Origin of the sequence: Bacillus sp. JS, from assembly GCF_000259365.1 — a bacterium.
Lineage (GTDB): Bacteria > Bacillota > Bacilli > Bacillales > Bacillaceae > Bacillus > Bacillus stercoris.
Genome location: NC_017743.1, coordinates 1,748,313 through 1,767,708 on the forward strand (window position 1 = coordinate 1,748,313; position 19,396 = coordinate 1,767,708).

A 19,396-nucleotide genomic window follows, 5' to 3' on the forward strand; every position below is an offset into this window, starting at 1 on the left:
AAATGTCAGGAGAAGTTCTCTCCCAAAATGAAATAGATGCACTGCTTTCTGCAATATCAACTGGTGAAATGGACGCTGAAGAGCTGAAAAAAGAAGAAAAAGAGAAGAAAGTCAAGGTTTATGATTTCAAACGTGCGCTGCGGTTTTCTAAGGATCAGATCCGCAGTTTAACGAGAATTCATGACAATTTTGCAAGACTTCTTACCACTCATTTTTCGGCTCAGCTCAGAACCTATATTCATATATCTGTCAGTTCTGTTGACCAGGTCCCTTATGAGGAATTTATCAGATCGATCCCGAACATGACGATTCTGAATCTATTTGATGTCCATCCGATGGAAGGCAGAATTATGATGGAGGTTAACCCCACGATAGCTTATACGATGATGGACCGAGTCATGGGTGGGATTGGAATCAGTCATAACAAGGTTGACAGCTTGACAGAAATTGAAACAAAAATCATTTCTAATTTATTTGAAAATGCACTGGGTAATTATAAAGAAGCTTGGCAGTCAATTGCTGATATTGAACCGGAAATGACTGAGTTTGAAGTGAATCCGCAATTCGTTCAGATGGTGTCTCCTAATGAAACAGTCGTGGTGATCTCACTTAATACTCAAATCGGTGAAATCAGCGGTGTCATTAATCTCTGTATCCCGCATATCGTCCTCGAGCCGCTCATACCGAAGCTTTCAGTCCACTATTGGATGCAATCAGACCGAAATGAGCCAAAGCCTGAGGAAACAAAGTCGCTTGAAAAACGTATCATGACAGCACAAATACCTGTCGTGGCCGAGCTCGGCACATCTGAACTGACAATAGAAGAGTTTTTAAGTTTAGAAGTCGGAGACTGCATAACTTTGGACAAATCAGTCACGGATCCTCTTACTGTATTGGTCGGAGATAAGCCGAAATTTTTAGGACAAGCCGGCCGGGTGAATCGAAAACAGGCAGTGCAAATTTTAGATCACGACATAAGAGGTGAACAAGATGGAGAATAATAGATTATCTCAAGATGAGATTGACGCGCTTCTTAACGGTACTGGCAGCACGCTTGATGAGCCAGAGGTTCCGGAAGTAGATGACTTATCGGAAATGGAGCGTGATGCGATCGGTGAAATCGGTAATATTTCATTCGGCAGTTCTGCGACAGCACTGTCAACACTTTTAAATCAAAAGGTCGATATTACGACTCCGAGCGTAACGGTTATCCCCAAAAGTAAAATCAGCGATGCGTTTCCTGAACCGTATGTAGCGATTGAAGTAAATTATACGGAGGGCTTCAGCGGCAGCAACCTGTTAGTCGTGGAACAAAGTGACGCGGCGATCATTGCTGATTTAATGATCGGGGGAGACGGAAAAGGTGCGGATCCTTCACTGGGGGAAATCCATTTAAGTGCGGTTCAAGAAGCAATGAACCAAATGATGGGATCGGCAGCCACATCAATGTCTACTGTATTCAGTAAAAAAATTGATATTTCACCGCCTCGGGTTGAATTGCTCGATGTAACTGAAGAAAAGGGCACAGACCGTATTCCTGATGACGAAATGCTGGTGAAAGTTTCTTTCAACTTAAAGGTGGGAGAATTAATAGACTCCAGTATTATGCAGCTTTACCCATTAACATTTGCGAAAGATTTAATTTCAAGCCTTATGAATTCAGGAAATGCAGAGGAAGCAACAACGGCGCAGCCTGATGCTACATACGAGCAGCCGAAAGAGCCTGTGACGCCAGAGCCTCGTATTGAACCGAAGCAACAGCAGCCGCAGCCGCCAAAAAGGCAGGGAACAGCAAAAAAAGCAGCGCCAGTTCAGGTTTCACCGGTGGAATTTTCTGCGTTTGATCCAAATGAGGCGACACAAGCCCCTATTAATAATCTGGATATGCTTTTAGATATCCCGCTTTCAATTACTGTTGAGCTCGGCAGAACAAAGAGAAGTGTAAAAGAAATTTTAGAGCTTTCTGCAGGTAGTATTATTGAGCTTGATAAATTAGCTGGTGAGCCGGTAGATATTTTAGTTAATCAGCGTATCGTTGCCAAAGGCGAGGTTGTTGTCATTGAAGAAAACTTCGGCGTAAGAGTCACTGACATTTTAAGCCAGGCAGAGCGCATTAATAATTTAAAATAACGAAACACAAGGAGAGAGATAAATTATGGCACATAGAATTTTAATTGTAGATGACGCAGCATTTATGCGAATGATGATTAAAGATATTTTGGTTAAAAACGGTTTTGAAGTAGTAGCGGAAGCTGAAAATGGAGCACAAGCAGTAGAGAAATATAAAGAGCATTCTCCTGACCTTGTTACGATGGATATCACGATGCCTGAAATGGATGGGATTACAGCATTAAAAGAAATTAAACAAATTGATGCTCAGGCAAGAATCATTATGTGTTCTGCTATGGGACAGCAATCAATGGTTATTGATGCCATTCAGGCCGGCGCTAAGGATTTCATTGTGAAACCTTTCCAAGCTGACCGTGTGCTTGAAGCAATCAACAAAACATTAAGTTAAAGGGTGTACGATTGTTGAAAAAGAGTCAATATTTCATCGCTTTTATTTGTTTTTTCGTTTTATTCACTGTACATCCAATTGCTGCTGTTGCGGCAGACTCTGAGAATTCAACTGTAAACGAATGGTTTCAAAAGAAAGATGAGAAAACTGCAGATAAGTCAGGGCAAAAGGAAGAAAAAACAACAAAAACTGCTGATGAGACGGAGGGAGCGGCTGCTCCTTCTGTCTCAGCTTTTGATTTTGTAAAGATGATTTTCGCTTTACTGTTTGTTATCGTGCTGATTTACGGGCTGGTTAAGCTCATGAACAAAAGAAATCGGCTCCTCAAGCCTTTTCAATATGTTGAAAATATTGGCGGCACATCGGTCGGCCAGAACAGATCCATACAATTGATCAAGGTCGGAAAAAGTGTGCTCGTCGTCGGTGTAGGAGAGACGATCCAGCTGCTGAAAGAAATTGAGGATGAAAAAGAGATTGAAGTCATTCTCAGTCAGCATGAAGAGGCAATGTCAAGCAAAATAGAGTGGCAAAAGTTTGTGAAGCCGCTTAAGAGTTCTGAGCATCAGCCGCAGCAAAAACTGCCTTCATTTTCAAAAGCATTAAAAGAGCAACTTGAAGAGTTAAAACAAAACCGTTCTGAAGGAAAGAAGAAAGGCCCACGTCATCATGAATGAGTTTATAAATATTTTCAGTTCAAGCGATCCGGAAAACGTAAGTTCAACTGTTAAATTACTATTATTGTTAACTGTATTTTCAGTGGCGCCTGGAATATTGATTCTTATGACTTGCTTTACTCGCATCGTCATCGTTCTGTCATTTGTCAGAACTTCACTTGCGACGCAATCTATGCCCCCAAACCAGGTTCTTATCGGGCTTGCGCTGTTTTTAACATTTTTTATTATGGCTCCTACTTTTTCAGAAATTAATAAAGAAGCGCTGACCCCATTGATGGACAACAAAATCAGCTTGGATGAAGCGTATACGAAAGCTGAGGAACCGATTAAAGAATTTATGAGTAAACACACAAGGCAGAAGGATTTGGCGCTGTTCATGAATTACGCAAAAATGGATAAACCTGAATCATTAAAGGATATTCCGCTAACAACAATGGTTCCGGCTTTTGCTATATCAGAGCTTAAAACTGCATTTCAAATAGGGTTTATGATTTTTATCCCGTTTTTAATTATAGATATGGTAGTGGCGAGCGTCTTGATGTCAATGGGAATGATGATGCTCCCTCCAGTTATGATTTCTCTGCCCTTTAAAATATTACTTTTTGTTTTGGTGGACGGCTGGTATTTAATTGTGAAATCTTTGCTTCAGAGCTTTTAGGGTAGGTGCTAAACGTGAGTTCAGAATTTGTAATTTCTATGGCGGAAAAAGCCGTATACGTAACACTGATGATCAGCGGGCCGTTATTGGCCATTGCTTTACTGGTCGGTTTAATTGTCAGCATATTTCAGGCGACAACTCAAATCCAGGAACAGACTTTGGCGTTTATTCCGAAAATCGTGGCGGTTCTTCTGGCCCTCATTTTTTTTGGTCCGTGGATGCTGTCGACGATTCTTTCATTTACAACAGAGCTGTTTTCTAATCTAAATCGTTTTGCAGGGTAATGCAGAGATGAATTCAATTATTGACTTATTTCCTGCTTTTTTATTGGTTTTTATTAGAATCTCTGCTTTTTTTGTAACGATTCCGCTATTCGGACATCGAAATGTCCCAGCTGTTCACCGCATAGGATTTGCTTTTTTTCTGGCGGTTATTTGTTTCAGCACCATTGATAAACCGCCCTCTTTGGAGATAGATGAGCAATATATGCTCTTGGCTTTTAAGGAAGCCTTGGTTGGCCTATGTCTCGGCTTAATCGCTTATATGATGATTGCCGCAGTACAGATTGCCGGCTCGTTTATTGATTTTCAAATGGGATTTTCAATAGCAAACGTTATTGATCCGCAAACCGGAGCGCAAAGTCCGTTGATTGGCCAGTTTATTTATACGATGGCACTTTTGTTTATGCTGAGTGTCAATGCCCACCATTTGCTGCTGGACGGTATTTACTACAGCTTTCAGTATATTTCAGTTGATCAGGCATTTCCGAATTTCGGCGATGAAAAGTTTGCTTATTTTATCGCGAAAAGCTTTAATGCGATGTTTATTATCGCTTTTCAAATGTCAGCGCCTGTTGTGGCCAGTTTGTTTCTAGTTGATTTAGCATTAGGTATCGTGGCTCGAACTGTTCCGCAATTAAATGTATTTGTGGTCGGTCTGCCTTTAAAGATCGCTGTCAGTTTCATCATGCTCATTGTATGTATGTCCGTTATCTTCGTCGTTGTGCGGAATGTTTTCAGTTTAACGATTGAAACGATGCGGAATCTTTTAGCATTGGTCGGTGTTTCTTAATGAAGCTTAGAATTGACCTGCAGTTTTTTGCCGGGGAGAAGACTGAAAAAGCCACTCCGAAAAAACGGAAGGATACGCGAAAAAAAGGACAGGTAGCCAAAAGTTCGGATGTCAATACCGCCATTTCTTTACTTGTTATATTCCTTTCGCTTATAGCAATTGGCCCGTATATGAGAGACAGGTTGCTGTCATTTATAGAAACATTTTATACCGAATCGCTCACAATGAAGCTCTCAGAATCAAATGTGCATACCTTGTTTGTCAGCTTATTAAAGGATACGGGCATGATACTTGCACCAATCTTGCTTGTAGCTCTTGTTGCAGGGGTCGTAAGCAACTATATGCAGGTTGGATTCTTGTTTTCTGCTGAAGTGATACAGCCTAAGCTTGAAAAACTCGATCCAATCAAAGGCTTTAAACGAATATACAGTATGAGGGCGATTGTGGAGTTGATTAAATCAATTTTGAAAATCGCAGTTGTCGGTTTTGCGGCATTCGCTGTGCTTTGGCTGCATTATGGAGAAATTCTCCGGCTTCCTCTCCTGACACCTGAAGAGGCACTTTCTTTCGTTTCAAAACTCACTTTGTGGATGGGACTGAGCGGTGCAGGTGCTTTATTAATTCTTGCTGGTCTTGACTATTTATATCAGAGATTTGATTATGAGAAAAATATCAAAATGTCAAAACAAGATATAAAAGACGAGTACAAAAAATCTGAAGGTGACCCGATTATAAAGTCTAAAATTAAACAAAGACAGCGGGAAATGGCGATGAGGCGGATGATGCAGGAAGTTCCAAAAGCAGATGTCATCATCACAAACCCGACTCACTATGCGATTGCCCTGAAATATGACGAAGAAAAAATGGACGCTCCTTATATTGTTGCAAAAGGTGTTGACCACCTGGCGTTAAAAATCAGGAAAATTGCTAAAGAGCATGATGTCATGATGGTAGAGAACAGACCGCTAGCCCGTGCGTTATATGATCAGGTGGAAATTGACCAGGCAGTGCCGGAAGAATTTTTTAAAGTCTTGGCAGAAATTCTGGCTTACGTATATAAAACAAAACAAAAAGTATATTGAATTTTTCGATTTAAAAGGAGAGAAAAAACAGCATGTCAACAAGAGATTTATCCGTTTTAATAAGTGTTGTCCTCATTGTGGCGATGCTGGTGATTCCATTTCCTCCATGGCTGTTAAGTATTTTGATCATTATTAATATTTCTCTTGCGTTGATCGTGCTTCTCACCACAATGAATATGCAGGAAGCGCTTCAGTTTTCGATTTTTCCGTCACTGCTGCTGCTTTTAACCCTATTTCGTTTGGGCTTGAACGTCTCAACTACCCGTTCAATTCTTTCACACGGTGAGGGAGGAAAAGTCGTCGAGACATTCGGAAATTTCGTTGTCGGTGGAAATGTATTAGTTGGACTCGTTGTATTTATCATCTTGATTATTATTCAGTTCATCGTCATTACAAAAGGTGCTGAACGTGTTTCTGAGGTTGCAGCAAGGTTTACGCTGGACGCAATGCCCGGGAAGCAGATGAGTATTGATGCTGATTTAAACGCAGGGATGATTACCGAACAGGAAGCGAAGCATCGCCGCGAAAAAGTGGCAAGAGAAGCAGACTTTTATGGAGCAATGGACGGTGCCAGTAAATTTGTAAAAGGTGACGCCATTGCCGGAATCATCATTGTGATGATCAATATTATTTTCGGAATCGTGATCGGAATGCTTCAGCAGGGCATGTCCATTCAAGAGGCCGCTTCACACTTTACGATGCTGACTGTAGGGGATGGAATTGTTTCGCAAATCCCGGCACTGTTAATTTCTACAGCTACGGGTATTGTGGTTACAAGAGCTGCCTCTGAAGGAAACTTAGGGCATGACATTACAGGCCAGCTGTTTGCGTATCCAAAGCTTTTATACGTCGCCGCAGCTACGATCATGCTTTTAGGTATTTTCACTCCGATCGGCATTTTTCTGACGGGGCCGCTTGCGGGGTTGCTTGCTTTTGGCGCTTATACGCTATCTAAATCTGGTAAGGAAAAAGAAGAAGTGGATGAGATTCTTGAGGAAGAGGCTGAGGTTGATGAGCTTAAAAGTCCTGAAAGCGTTGTTCAGCTTCTGCATATAGATCCGATAGAATTTGAGTTTGGCTATGGACTCATACCGCTTGCTGATGCCAATCAAGGCGGTGATTTATTAGACCGCATTGTTATGATACGCCGTCAGTTGGCTTTGGAACTCGGGCTTGTCATTCCTGTCGTGCGGATCAGAGATAATATAGCGTTGCAGCCTAATGAATACCGATTGAAAATTAAAGGAAACGAAGTAGCAAAAGGTGAGCTGTTGCTTGATCATTATTTAGCAATGTCGCCTACACCTGAAGACGATCTGATTGAAGGGATAGAAACAGTGGAACCTTCATTCGGACTGCCGGCCAAATGGATTAGCGAAGCGGTAAAGGATGAAGCCGACATGCTTGGTTATACAGTAGTTGATCCTGCATCAGTCGTTTCAACGCATATTACGGAGAAAATAAAGCAGCATGCTCACGAATTGATCGGAAGGCAGGAGACAAAGCAGCTGATTGATCACTTGAAAGAATCGTATCCAGTCCTGGTTGAAGAGGTTACGCCAAATCCATTGTCTGTCGGTGATATTCAGAAGGTGCTTGCTAAGCTTTTAAAAGAAAAAGTTTCAATTCGAAACTTAGTAACGATTTTTGAAACACTTGCTGACTATGGGAAATTAACAACAGATTCTGATCTTTTGACAGAGTATACAAGACAAGCACTTGCTAAACAAATTACAGCCCAATTTGCCAAAGATAATGAAGTGTTGAAAGTTGTTACTTGCTCGGGCCGGGTAGAGAAGGCTATAGCAGACGGTGTGCAGCAAACGGAACATGGGAATTATTTATCGCTCGAACCAGATATTTCAGAAAGCATTGTGCGTTCTGTCGCTAAAGAAGCTGAACAGCTGTCATTACGTCAGGAAACCGCGATTCTTCTATGCTCGCCGCCTGTCAGAATGTATGTGAAACAGCTTCTGGAACGATACTTCCCTGATCTTCCGGTACTCTCTTATAACGAACTTGAGGCGAATGTTGAGGTACAAAGCATTGGAGTGGTGGATATTTAATGAAAATAAAAAAATTTACTGCTGCTTCAATGCAAGAAGCGGCACTTCTCATCAGAAAAGAATTGGGCAATGAAGCGGTCATATTAAATTCGAAAAAAATTAAAAAGCGAAAATGGTTTGGCCTCATCAACAAGCCTGCTGTTGAAGTGATCGCCGTATTGGATCAGGACTTTCTTGAGAAAAAAACGTCTCAGAAGGCAACTGAACCGAAACAAACATTAAAAACTCCGGTCAGCAGTCCGAAAATAGAGGAGAGGACATCGCCTCAAATTTCGGTGCAACAGGAGCAAGGTGATTTTTCAGCATATCAATCTGTACTTCCTGAGCCACTGCGAAAAGCAGAGAAGCTTTTGCAAGAAACGGGAATTAAAGAGTCAACGAAAACGAGCACTCTGAAAAAATTGCTTCGCTTCTCTGTGGAAGCAGGCGGCCTTAATGAAGAAAATGTGGTCGGCAAACTTCAGGAATTACTATGCGATACGCTGCCCTCAGCAGACAAGTGGCAGGAACCAATCCATTCAAAGTATATCGTCCTCTTTGGTTCAACAGGGGCTGGTAAAACAACTACACTAGCTAAACTCGCAGCCATATCTATGCTTGAAAAACAGAAAAAAATCGCTTTTATTACTACAGATACGTATCGAATTGCAGCTGTTGAACAGTTGAAAACATACGCTGAGCTGCTGCAGGCTCCTCTGGAAGTTTGTTATACAAAAGAAGAATTTGAGCAGGCGAAAGAGTTATTTTCTGAGTATGATCATGTGTTTGTTGATACAGCAGGAAGAAACTTCAAGGACCAGCAATACATTGATGAACTGAAAGAAACGATTCCTTTTGAAAGCAGCATTCAGTCATTTCTTGTTTTATCCGCGACTGCAAAATATGAAGATATGAAACATATTGTCAAACGGTTTTCATCCGTCCCTGTCAATCAGTTTATTTTTACGAAAATAGATGAAACGACTTCCTTAGGTTCTGTGTTTAATATACTGGCAGAATCAAAAATAGGTGTCGGATTTATGACAAACGGCCAGAATGTGCCTGAGGATATACAGACTGTATCTCCACTTGATTTTGTAAGGATGCTGTGCAGATGAACCGATATGACCAAGCAGCAACTTTACGGGCGAAAATGGAAAAGCGTCAGCGCGTTCTGCCAATGGTTTATTCACAAAAAGCGAAGACACTTGCTGTCATCAGCGGCAAGGGCGGTGTCGGAAAATCTAATATTACCTTAAATATGGCACTTGCGTTGCAGGACAAAGGTAAAAAGGTGCTTCTCATCGACCTTGATATTGGGATGGGGAACATTGATATATTAATGGGAAATTCATCGTCTGCCACGATAATCGATGTTTTAACCGATCAGAAGCCGTTGTTACAGTCATTATCCGTTGGCCCAAAGGGTTTGCGGTATATATCAGGTGGAACCGGTCTGGATGTGATGTTTCAACTGGATCAGAGAAAATGGACGTTTTTTGCCAATGAACTTTCTCATGCATTAAGCCAGTTCGATTATGTGCTGTTTGACATGGGAGCAGGATTATCAAAAGATCAACTGCCTTTTATTTTATCAGCAGAAGGTATTTTGATCATAACAACTCCCGAGCCGACGGCCATCATGGACGCATACAGTGCTGTCAAGCACTTGGTTTTGACAGGAAATAAGCTTTCGATGAAGGTGGCTGTCAATCGGTGCCGTGACCAAAAAGAAGGGCTTGACGCTTTTGCCCGTCTTTCCCGCACAATTCATATGTTTTTGGATGTTCAGGTTCAGTTTGCCGGTTCCGTTTCTGACGATGTGATCGTGAGCAAAGCGGTTGTCGAACAGGTTCCTTTTTTCATAAAAAGCCCTCAGGCAAAAGCCAGCCGGTCAGTCCGCCTTTTAGCGGACGCCTTGTTTGAAAGAGAAGAAACGAGACACAAAGAAGACAAACAGACATTTATTGAGAAATTATCTTCTTTTTTAATGAGGAGGGCTTAATTTGATTCGTGTGCTTGTAGTTGATGATTCAGCTTTCATGAGAAAAATGATAAGTGATTTTCTGACCGAGGAAAAGCAGATAGAAGTAATCGGAACTGCCAGAAACGGAGAAGAAGCGCTTAAGAAGATTGAATTATTAAAACCGGATGTTATTACTCTTGATGTTGAAATGCCTGTCATGAATGGGACAGATACGCTTCGCAAAATTATTGAGATTTATAACTTGCCGGTCATCATGGTATCGAGCCAGACCGAAAAAGGTAAAGAGTGCACAATTAATTGTTTGGAGATCGGTGCCTTTGACTTTATCACAAAGCCATCAGGCTCAATATCTTTAGATTTGTACAAAATTAAAGAACAATTAGTTGAGCGTGTCGTCGCGGCAGGTCTTTCCGGCAAGCGGAACCGTCCTGTTTCCCAAACGGTTCGGCCCGAACCTATTGTGCGTGTTAAGCCTGAATTGAGCAAACCGAAAGCCGGCACAGGCAGACAAATTGTGTGTATCGGCACATCAACAGGCGGTCCAAGGGCGTTACAAAAGGTGATACCGAAGCTTCCTAAGGACTTGAACGCACCAGTGGTTGTCGTTCAGCACATGCCTGAAGGATTTACTGCTTCTTTGGCTGATCGGCTGAATCATTTATCTGACATTCAGGTGAAAGAAGCAAAAGATGGTGAAGCAGCTCTTAACGGCTGTGTTTACATAGCACCGGGCGGAAAAAACATTTCCGTTATTAAAAGCAGCGGAGGACTCCAGATTGTGCTTGATAATCTCGATACCCCGAGCCGTCATAAACCATCTGCTGATTATTTATTCCGTTCTGTCGGTAAACTGACAGATTATGAAAAAGTAGCGGTTATTATGACCGGAATGGGCAGTGACGGCACTGCAGGGCTAAAGGACATGCTAACAGCCGGCAATGTGAAAGCCATTGCGGAGTCTGAAGAATCTTGTGTCGTTTACGGGATGCCAAAAGCTGCTGTTAAAGCGGGTCTCATTCATGAGATTAAACATGTAGAAGATATCGCAGCATCCATCACAAGCTGTGTGAAAAAAGAGAGGGTGTGATTCAAATGGATATGAATCAGTATTTAGATGTCTTTATTGATGAGAGTAAAGAACATTTACAAACATGTAATGAAAAGCTTCTCCTTTTAGAGAAAGACCCGACTGACCTTCAGCTCGTACATGATATATTCAGGGCTGCCCATACATTAAAAGGAATGAGCGCAACGATGGGCTACACGGATTTAGCGCATCTTACCCACCTGCTTGAAAACGTGCTGGATGCAATCCGAAACGGAGACATGGCAGTTACCTCAGAATGGCTGGATATTTTGTTTGAAGCTCTGGATCACCTGGAAGCTATGGTTCAGTCTATTATTGATGGCGGGGATGGTAAAAGAGATATCTCAGAAGTGAGTGCCAAGCTTGATGTAAATGGTGCACACACTGAATCTGCTGCATCCGCGGAACCTGCAGAAGCACCGAGTTCAGCATCTGATTGGGAATATGATGAATTTGAACGTACAGTTATACAAGAAGCGGAGGAGCAAGGCTTCAAACGATATGAAATCAAGATTTCTCTGAACGAAAACTGTATGTTAAAAGCAGTTCGTGTCTATATGGTGTTTGAAAAACTAAATGAAGTCGGAGAAGTAGCCAAAACAATTCCAAGTGCTGAAGTGCTTGAAACAGAAGATTTTGGAACTGACTTTCAAATTTGTTTCTTAACACATCAATCAGCAGAAGACATTGAACAATTAATCAATGGCGTGTCGGAAATTGAGCATGTTGAAGTCATTCAAGGGGCTCCTTTAACATCAGCTGAAAAGCCTGAGGAATCTAAGCCTGTAAACTCGCCGGCAGCTGTACCTGCGAAGCAGGAGAAACAAAAACAGCCTGCTAAAAACGATGAACAGGCGAAGCACTCAGCCGGCGGATCCAAAACAATTCGTGTCAACATTGACAGGCTTGATTCTTTAATGAACTTATTTGAAGAGCTTGTCATTGACCGCGGACGTCTTGAGCAGATTGCGAAAGAGCTTGAGCACAATGAACTGACTGAAACGGTTGAACGGATGACGAGAATTTCCGGAGATTTGCAATCGATTATTCTGAATATGAGAATGGTCCCGGTTGAAACCGTTTTTAACAGATTCCCGAGAATGATTCGCCAGCTTCAGAAAGAGCTGAATAAAAAAATTGAACTCTCGATCATCGGCGCGGAAACTGAACTGGATCGTACAGTGATTGATGAAATCGGAGATCCTCTCGTTCATTTGATCAGAAACAGCATTGACCATGGTATCGAGGCGCCGGAAACGCGTTTGCAAAAGGGAAAACCGGAATCAGGAAAAGTTGTGCTTAAAGCTTATCACAGCGGTAACCATGTCTTTATCGAAGTAGAAGATGACGGTGCAGGCCTTAATCGCAAGAAAATCATGGAAAAAGCGCTTGAGCGCGGGGTCATAACGGAAAAAGAAGCTGAAACCTTAGAAGACAACGAAATTTACGAATTGATTTTTGCTCCGGGGTTCTCAACCGCTGACCAAATTTCTGATATCTCTGGCCGCGGCGTCGGACTTGACGTTGTAAAAAACAAACTGGAGTCTCTAGGCGGTTCAGTCAGTGTGAAATCAGCCGAAGGTCAGGGCTCTCTATTCAGTATACAGCTGCCGCTTACCTTATCTATTATTTCAGTCCTGCTGATTAAGTTGGAAGAAGAGACATTTGCCATTCCGATTTCTTCAATCATTGAAACAGCAGTCATTGACAGAAAAGACATTTTGCAAACGCATGACCGTGAAGTGATTGACTTTAGAGGACACATTGTCCCTGTCGTTTATTTAAAAGAAGAGTTTAAAATAGAAGATACAAGAAAAGATGCGGAACAGCTCCATATCATTGTCGTGAAAAAAGGCGACAAACCTACTGCATTTGTGGTGGACTCCTTTATTGGCCAGCAGGAAGTTGTGCTTAAATCACTCGGAGATTATTTAACAAACGTCTTTGCAATTTCCGGAGCTACTATTTTAGGAGACGGAGAAGTAGCGCTCATTATTGATTGTAATGCACTGATTATTTAACCATTCGAGGAGGTGTCTCACATGACTGCAGAAATTAAAACAGGCGAAAAAATGATTGTCTTTATGGTAAATGGAAAAGAATATGCCATTTCCGTCACTCAGGTGAAATCAATTGAAAAATGGCAAAAGCCAACGAGGGTACCTGGCGTCGAACCATATATTTGCGGGGTAATCAATTTGCGCGGGGTGGTGACTCCGGTTATTGATTTAAGAAAGCGCCTGAATTTGCCAGAGTATGAAATTACCGATGAAACACGAATTATCATTATTGCTTATCGTGATATTGAAGTCGGCTGGATTGTGGATGAAGCGAATGATGTGATAACCGTACACGAAAGTGAAATAGAATCCGCTCCAGAAGGCGTTCAGAAAGATACGGATGTGTCGATCGAACAGATTGTGAAACAAGAGAACAGACTCTTAAATATTATTGATGCGAACGCGGTTTTGGATAAAGAATCATCTCAGTCCGCTGTGCCCGATCAAGCTTAATCTTAAAGGGGTTATGACATGAGTATTTTTAATGGAATCAAAGAAGAGCAGATGGACATTTTGCGGGAAGTCGGCAATATAGGCGCCGGCCACTCCGCCTCTGCAATGGCCCAGCTGTTAAATAGAAAGATAGATATGGAAGTCCCATTTGCAAAGCTGCTGTCTTTTGATGAGCTTGTCGATTTTTTCGGCGGTGCTGATGTCCCGGTTGCCAGCATCTTTTTAAGAATGGAAGGCGATTTAACGGGTTCGATGTTCTTTATAATGCCTTTTTTTCAGGCGGAGCAATTTATCAGAGAGCTGATTGGAAACCCTGATTTTGATATAGAGGACTTAGGTGAAGATCATATGAGCTCATCCGCTTTGCATGAACTGGGCAATATTTTAGCGGGATCATATTTAACAGCTTTGGCGGATTTGACGAAACTTCAGCTTTATCCAAGTGTTCCTGAAGTTTCATTGGACATGTTCGGAGCTGTGATCAGCGAAGGGCTGATGGAGCTCAGTCAGGTTGGAGAACACGCCATTGTGGTCGACACGTCAATTTTTGACCAAAGCCATCAGCAAGAGCTGAAAGCGCATATGTTTATGCTGCCGGACTATGATTCATTTGAAAAGCTCTTTGTCGCTTTAGGTGCATCATTATGAGTACAACTGAGGCTGTTGTTATAAAGGTTGGGATTGCTGATGTGAAGATCGCCCGCTTCCCGGATACCATTCGGACCTCTGGTTTAGGATCATGTGTGGGGCTGGTGCTTTATGATAAAGAAAAGCAAACGGCGGGTCTTGTTCATGTCATGCTGCCGGATTCGACGTTATCGAAAACTGCAGAGCTTAACCGGGCTAAGTACGCTGACACTGCCGTAAAGACCACGATTGATATGCTGATAGAAGCGGGATGTAGGAAATTTGCATTAAAAGCAAAGCTGGCCGGCGGATCAGAGATGTTTAAATTTAAATCGACAAATGATTTGATGAAGATCGGACCGAGAAATGTATTAGCGATAAAAGAACAGCTGTCTTTATTTAATATTCCTATTATTAGTGAAGATACGGGCGGCTCAAGCGGCCGGACGATAGAATTTGAACCGAAGTCCTGCATGCTGCATATTCGAACTGTTAAACAAGGTGAAAAAACGATTTAATTAAGGTATTAGGGGGATAACAATGCAATCCTTGAATTATGAAGATCAGGTGCTTTGGACGCGCTGGAAAGAGTGGAAAGATCCTAAAGCCGGTGACGACTTAATGCGCCGTTACATGCCGCTTGTCACATATCATGTAGGCAGAATTTCTGTCGGACTGCCGAAATCAGTGCATAAAGACGATCTAATGAGCCTTGGTATGCTTGGTTTATATGATGCCCTTGAAAAATTTGACCCCAGCCGGGACTTAAAATTTGATACCTACGCCTCGTTTAGAATTCGCGGCGCAATCATAGACGGGCTTCGTAAAGAAGATTGGCTGCCCAGAACCTCACGCGAAAAAACAAAGAAGGTTGAAGCAGCAATTGAAAAGCTTGAACAGCGTTATCTTCGGAATGTATCGCCCGCGGAAATTGCAGAGGAACTCGGAATGACGGTACAGGATGTAGTGTCAACAATGAATGAAGGTTTTTTTGCAAATCTGCTGTCAATTGATGAAAAGCTCCATGATCAAGATGACGGGGAAAACATTCAAGTCATGATCAGAGATGACAAAAATGTTCCGCCTGAAGAAAAGATTATGAAGGATGAACTGATTGCACAGCTTGCTGAAAAAATTCACGAACTCTCTGAAAAAGAACAGCTGGTTGTCAGTTTGTTCTACAAAGAAGAGCTGACACTGACAGAAATCGGACAAGTATTAAATCTTTCTACGTCCCGCATATCACAGATCCATTCAAAGGCATTATTTAAACTAAAGAATCTGCTGGAAAAAGTGATTCAATAATGAATTTCATGGTTAGCGAGTGAAAAACATGTCAACACTATTATGGCTTTTAAGCTTTACGCTCCACGGCGTTCTTCTGTACGCTGTCATTATCCTGTATACGAGGCTCGCTGCAGTGAAAGAAACAGAAAAACAGCAAAAGCAGATACTTGAAGAGACGGAAAATACCTTGGCCGCGTTTCTCCTTGAATTAAAAGAAGAAAATGAGAAACTGATAGAAAACGCCGCTCCATCTTCAAGTCAATCTGACGCAGAATCTCAAAAGACAGATCTTCAGCACTTTGAAAAACATCCAGAGCAGGATGCAGTTCAAGAAATAGAGAACCTTCCTGAACATATTGAAGGTCTGATTACTGAGGTTGACCGTCGGGAAGAGATCGTAAACAGTGATGTCCCATCATTTGAAGACCAGGTCCTAGAATTATATGAACAGGGGTATTCGGCAAGTCAAATTGCTCAGAAACTGAAGAGCGGAAAGACAGAAATCGAGCTATTTTTAAAATTTCGCTCCAAAGGTGTAAAGGATTCTTGATTGTCGGATAAAGCTGTGTTATATTATGTCTTGGTGTTAAATACACACGCTTAACGATTTATGCAGAGGGTGCTGCAGGCGGCAGTTCTGCACAAAAATGACCTAAGCGGAGGAAAAAAACCATTATACTAGGAGGAAATAACATGTCAGTCATTTCTATGAAGCAATTGCTTGAAGCTGGTGTTCACTTCGGTCACCAAACACGCCGTTGGAACCCAAAAATGAAGCGTTACATTTTCACGGAGCGTAACGGAATCTACATCATTGACCTTCAAAAAACAGTCAAAAAAGTAGAGGAAGCTTACAACTTCACTAAAAATCTTGCTGCTGAAGGCGGAAAAATCCTTTTCGTCGGAACAAAAAAACAAGCTCAAGATTCTGTTAAAGAAGAAGCTCAACGCTCTGGCATGTACTATGTCAACCAACGCTGGTTGGGCGGTACATTAACAAACTTTGAAACAATCCAAAAACGTATTAAACGTCTTAAAGACATTGAAAAAATGCAAGAAAACGGTACGTTTGATGTACTTCCTAAAAAAGAAGTCGTTCAATTGAAAAAAGAATTAGAGCGTCTTGAAAAATTCCTAGGCGGAATTAAAGATATGAAGGATCTTCCTGATGCATTATTCATCATCGATCCTCGCAAAGAGCGCATCGCTGTTGCGGAAGCTCGCAAATTAAACATCCCTATCATCGGTATCGTAGATACTAACTGTGATCCAGATGAAATCGATGTTGTAATCCCAGCGAACGATGACGCTATCCGCGCTGTTAAACTTCTAACTTCTAAAATGGCAGATGCAATCTTAGAAGCGAAGCAAGGCGAAGAAGAAGCGGAAGTTGCTGAAGAAACTGCACCAGAAACAGAAACAACAACTGCGTAACCTATTCAAAAGGTGATAAGAGGGACTGCCTTTTATCACCTTTTTTCAAGAAAAATGTGTAATATACATACTCTTGTTTAAACATATAAGGAGGAATACAAATGGCAATTACTGCACAGCAAGTAAAAGAACTGCGTGAAAAAACTGGCGCGGGCATGATGGATTGTAAAAAAGCGTTAACTGAAACTGACGGAGATATGGACAAAGCAATTGACCTTTTAAGAGAAAAAGGGATTGCAAAAGCAGCGAAAAAAGCTGACCGTATCGCAGCAGAAGGTTCTACTCTTATTAAAACTGACGGCAACAAAGGTGTTATCCTAGAAGTAAACTCTGAAACTGACTTCGTTGCGAAAAACGAAGGCTTCAAAGAGCTTCTTAACACTTTAGCTGACCACCTTCTTGCAAATGCACCTGCAGATGTTGAAGAAGCAATGGGTCAAAAAATGGAAAATGGCTCTACTGTTGAAGAGTACATCACAAGCGCAGTTGCTAAAATCGGTGAGAAAATCACTCTTCGCCGCTTTACAGTTCTTACAAAAGACGACAGCTCTGCATTCGGTGCTTACCTTCACATGGGCGGCCGCATCGGTGTATTAACTGTTCTTAACGGTACAACTGACGAAGAAATTGCGAAAGATATCGCAATGCACGTTGCTGCGGTTAACCCTCGTTACATTTCTCGTGATCAAGTTTCTGAAGAAGAAGCTAACCATGAGCGTCAAATCCTAACTCAGCAAGCCCTTCAAGAAGGCAAACCTGAAAACATCGTAGCGAAAATGGTTGAAGGCCGTCTGAACAAATTCTTCGAAGAAATTTGTCTTTTAGACCAAGCGTTCGTTAAAAACCCAGATGAAAAAGTGAAACAAGTTGTTGCAGCGAAAAACGCAACTGTTCAAACTTATGTCCGCTACGAAGTTGGAGAAGGCATCGAAAAACGTCAAGAAAACTTTGCTGAAGAAGTAATGAACCAAGTGAAAAAATAATGGCGAAAAGATTTCGCGGCCAAGTCGCGACTTTTCAGGCAGTATAGGGGACACAATTTGTGTTCCCTATTTTTAAAACTATATTTACAAACCTTTTTTTCTCTTGCATAATAGAAAACGGCAATGTTTACACTTGGAGGTTATCATGGAAAAACCAAAATACAAACGTATCGTATTAAAGCTTAGCGGGGAAGCATTGGCAGGAGAACAGGGAAACGGAATTAACCCAACTGTCATTCAATCCATTGCAAAGCAAGTGAAAGAAATCGCTGAGCTTGAAGTCGAAGTGGCTGTTGTAGTAGGCGGCGGCAACCTATGGCGCGGAAAAACAGGAAGTGACCTGGGCATGGACCGTGCGACTGCTGACTATATGGGGATGCTGGCGACAGTTATGAATTCGCTTGCTCTTCAAGACAGCTTGGAAACACTCGGAATCCAGTCCAGAGTGCAAACATCCATTGAAATGAGACAAGTTGCTGAACCGTACATAAGAAGAAAAGCGATACGCCACTTAGAAAAAAAACGTGTCGTTATTTTCGCTGCGGGCACAGGAAACCCATATTTCTCAACTGATACAACAGCTGCACTGCGGGCTGCTGAAATTGAGGCAGACGTTATTTTGATGGCTAAAAATAATGTTGACGGTGTGTATAATGCTGATCCTAGAAAAGATGAATCAGCTGTTAAGTATGAATCACTTTCTTATCTTGACGTTCTTAAAGACGGCCTGGAAGTCATGGATTCAACAGCATCATCTTTATGCATGGATAATGACATTCCGCTTATCGTCTTTTCTATTATGGAAGAAGGAAATATCAAACGTGCCGTTATCGGTGAATCAATCGGAACGATCGTGAGGGGGAAATAACGTGTCAAAAGAAGTATTAACTCAAACAAAAGAAAAAATGGAAAAAGCAATTGCTGCTTATCAGCGCGAATTGGCTACTGTACGCGCAGGCCGTGCAAATCCATCTTTATTAGATAAAGTATCGGTTGAATATTACGGGGCACAGACACCTTTAAATCAGTTGTCTTCTATTAATGTGCCTGAAGCTCGTATGCTCGTTATCACGCCATACGACAAAACAGCAATCGGCGATATCGAAAAAGCGATTTTAAAAGCTGATTTAGGTCTTACACCGACAAGTGACGGCAATATGATTCGAATTGCAATTCCGGCACTAACAGAAGAGAGACGGAAAGAATTAGTGAAAGTTGTAAAAAAATATGCTGAAGAAGCAAAAGTAGCTGTCCGTAACGTTCGTCGTGATGCTAACGATGATCTCAAAAAACTTGAGAAAAACGGAGACATTACTGAGGATGAATTGCGTGCTTCCACTGAAGACGTTCAAAAACTGACAGATGAATATGTGTCAAAAATTGACAGTGTCACAAAAGACAAAGAAAAAGAAATCATGGAAGTTTAATGA

Annotated in this window: 22 protein-coding genes; all 22 read left to right on the forward strand. The window is 41.7% G+C overall.

The features are described from left to right. Positions 1–2 precede the first annotated feature (2 nt). The 22 genes from fliM (at position 3) to frr (ending at position 19,393) form a co-directional block, all read left to right on the forward strand. Positions 3–1,001 (forward strand): flagellar motor switch protein FliM, encoded by a 999-nt coding sequence (gene fliM, locus MY9_RS08955; protein WP_003220879.1) that lies wholly within the window; start codon positions 3–5, stop codon positions 999–1,001. Next, positions 991–2,130 (forward strand): flagellar motor switch phosphatase FliY, encoded by a 1,140-nt coding sequence (gene fliY / locus MY9_RS08960; RefSeq protein ID WP_014663977.1) that lies wholly within the window; start codon positions 991–993, stop codon positions 2,128–2,130. The genes fliM and fliY overlap by 11 nt, the downstream gene beginning before the upstream one ends. 25 nt (positions 2,131–2,155) lie before the next feature. Beyond that, a complete protein-coding gene (gene cheY / locus MY9_RS08965) occupies positions 2,156–2,518 on the forward strand; it encodes a chemotaxis protein CheY (RefSeq protein WP_014476812.1) in 363 nt (120 codons plus the stop codon). Between the two features lie 14 nt (positions 2,519–2,532). Beyond that, positions 2,533–3,192 carry a flagella biosynthesis regulatory protein FliZ gene (gene fliZ / locus MY9_RS08970; RefSeq protein ID WP_041521334.1) on the forward strand — a complete coding sequence of 220 codons (660 nt, stop codon included), beginning with the start codon at positions 2,533–2,535 and terminating at the stop codon, positions 3,190–3,192. Next, positions 3,185–3,850, forward strand: coding sequence for a flagellar type III secretion system pore protein FliP (gene fliP / locus MY9_RS08975; RefSeq protein ID WP_003245692.1), 666 nt, complete (start codon positions 3,185–3,187; stop codon positions 3,848–3,850). Before fliZ ends, fliP begins: the two co-directional genes overlap by 8 nt. Before the next feature lie 14 nt (positions 3,851–3,864). Beyond that, the gene (gene fliQ / locus MY9_RS08980; protein WP_003220888.1) at positions 3,865–4,134 is read left to right on the forward strand and encodes a flagellar biosynthesis protein FliQ; all 270 of its coding nucleotides are present in this window, start codon (positions 3,865–3,867) and stop codon (positions 4,132–4,134) included. Between the two features lie 7 nt (positions 4,135–4,141). Continuing rightward, positions 4,142–4,921 carry a flagellar biosynthetic protein FliR gene (gene fliR, locus MY9_RS08985; protein ID WP_014663979.1) on the forward strand — a complete coding sequence of 260 codons (780 nt, stop codon included), beginning with the start codon at positions 4,142–4,144 and terminating at the stop codon, positions 4,919–4,921. Beyond that, a complete protein-coding gene (gene flhB / locus MY9_RS08990) occupies positions 4,921–6,003 on the forward strand; it encodes a flagellar biosynthesis protein FlhB (RefSeq protein WP_014663980.1) in 1,083 nt (360 codons plus the stop codon). The genes fliR and flhB overlap by 1 nt, the downstream gene beginning before the upstream one ends. Before the next feature lie 32 nt (positions 6,004–6,035). After that, positions 6,036–8,069, forward strand: coding sequence for a flagellar biosynthesis protein FlhA (gene flhA / locus MY9_RS08995; RefSeq protein ID WP_014663981.1), 2,034 nt, complete (start codon positions 6,036–6,038; stop codon positions 8,067–8,069). Continuing rightward, positions 8,069–9,166, forward strand: coding sequence for a flagellar biosynthesis protein FlhF (flhF, locus tag MY9_RS09000; protein WP_014663982.1), 1,098 nt, complete (start codon positions 8,069–8,071; stop codon positions 9,164–9,166). The genes flhA and flhF overlap by 1 nt, the downstream gene beginning before the upstream one ends. Next, a complete protein-coding gene (gene flhG, locus MY9_RS09005; RefSeq protein WP_081483619.1) occupies positions 9,157–10,053 on the forward strand; it encodes a flagellum location/number ATPase FlhG in 897 nt (298 codons plus the stop codon). The genes flhF and flhG overlap by 10 nt, the downstream gene beginning before the upstream one ends. Before the next feature lies 1 nt (position 10,054). After that, positions 10,055–11,122, forward strand: coding sequence for a protein-glutamate O-methylesterase CheB (cheB, locus tag MY9_RS09010; RefSeq protein WP_014663984.1), 1,068 nt, complete (start codon positions 10,055–10,057; stop codon positions 11,120–11,122). A 5-nt stretch (positions 11,123–11,127) separates the two neighbouring features. Beyond that, complete coding sequence (gene cheA / locus MY9_RS09015; RefSeq protein WP_014663985.1) at positions 11,128–13,143, forward strand: chemotaxis protein CheA; 2,016 nt, start codon at positions 11,128–11,130, stop codon at positions 13,141–13,143. Between the two features lie 21 nt (positions 13,144–13,164). Next, entirely contained in the window at positions 13,165–13,635 is a 471-nt protein-coding gene (gene cheW, locus MY9_RS09020) for a chemotaxis protein CheW (protein ID WP_003231938.1), read from the forward strand. 18 nt (positions 13,636–13,653) lie between these two features. After that, positions 13,654–14,283 (forward strand): CheY-P phosphatase CheC, encoded by a 630-nt coding sequence (gene cheC / locus MY9_RS09025; RefSeq protein ID WP_003231935.1) that lies wholly within the window; start codon positions 13,654–13,656, stop codon positions 14,281–14,283. Next, positions 14,280–14,780 (forward strand): chemoreceptor glutamine deamidase CheD, encoded by a 501-nt coding sequence (gene cheD, locus MY9_RS09030; RefSeq protein WP_014476818.1) that lies wholly within the window; start codon positions 14,280–14,282, stop codon positions 14,778–14,780. Before cheC ends, cheD begins: the two co-directional genes overlap by 4 nt. A 22-nt stretch (positions 14,781–14,802) precedes the next feature. Beyond that, positions 14,803–15,567 (forward strand): RNA polymerase sigma-28 factor SigD, encoded by a 765-nt coding sequence (gene sigD / locus MY9_RS09035; protein WP_003220911.1) that lies wholly within the window; start codon positions 14,803–14,805, stop codon positions 15,565–15,567. A gap of 28 nt (positions 15,568–15,595) precedes the next feature. Continuing rightward, complete coding sequence (locus MY9_RS09040; protein ID WP_041521335.1) at positions 15,596–16,099, forward strand: DUF6115 domain-containing protein; 504 nt, start codon at positions 15,596–15,598, stop codon at positions 16,097–16,099. A gap of 143 nt (positions 16,100–16,242) precedes the next feature. Beyond that, on the forward strand, positions 16,243–16,983 hold the full coding sequence (rpsB, locus tag MY9_RS09045) for a 30S ribosomal protein S2 (RefSeq protein ID WP_003220918.1): 741 nt from the start codon (positions 16,243–16,245) through the stop codon (positions 16,981–16,983). A 101-nt stretch (positions 16,984–17,084) separates the two neighbouring features. Continuing rightward, positions 17,085–17,966: a translation elongation factor Ts gene (tsf, locus tag MY9_RS09050; RefSeq protein WP_014663986.1), complete on the forward strand. Its 882-nt coding sequence runs from the start codon at positions 17,085–17,087 to the stop codon at positions 17,964–17,966. A gap of 145 nt (positions 17,967–18,111) precedes the next feature. Beyond that, positions 18,112–18,834 (forward strand): UMP kinase, encoded by a 723-nt coding sequence (gene pyrH, locus MY9_RS09055; RefSeq protein WP_003220923.1) that lies wholly within the window; start codon positions 18,112–18,114, stop codon positions 18,832–18,834. Between the two features lies 1 nt (position 18,835). Beyond that, positions 18,836–19,393, forward strand: a complete 558-nt coding sequence (gene frr, locus MY9_RS09060) for a ribosome recycling factor (RefSeq protein ID WP_014663987.1) — start codon at positions 18,836–18,838, stop codon at positions 19,391–19,393. Positions 19,394–19,396: the final 3 nt, after the last annotated feature.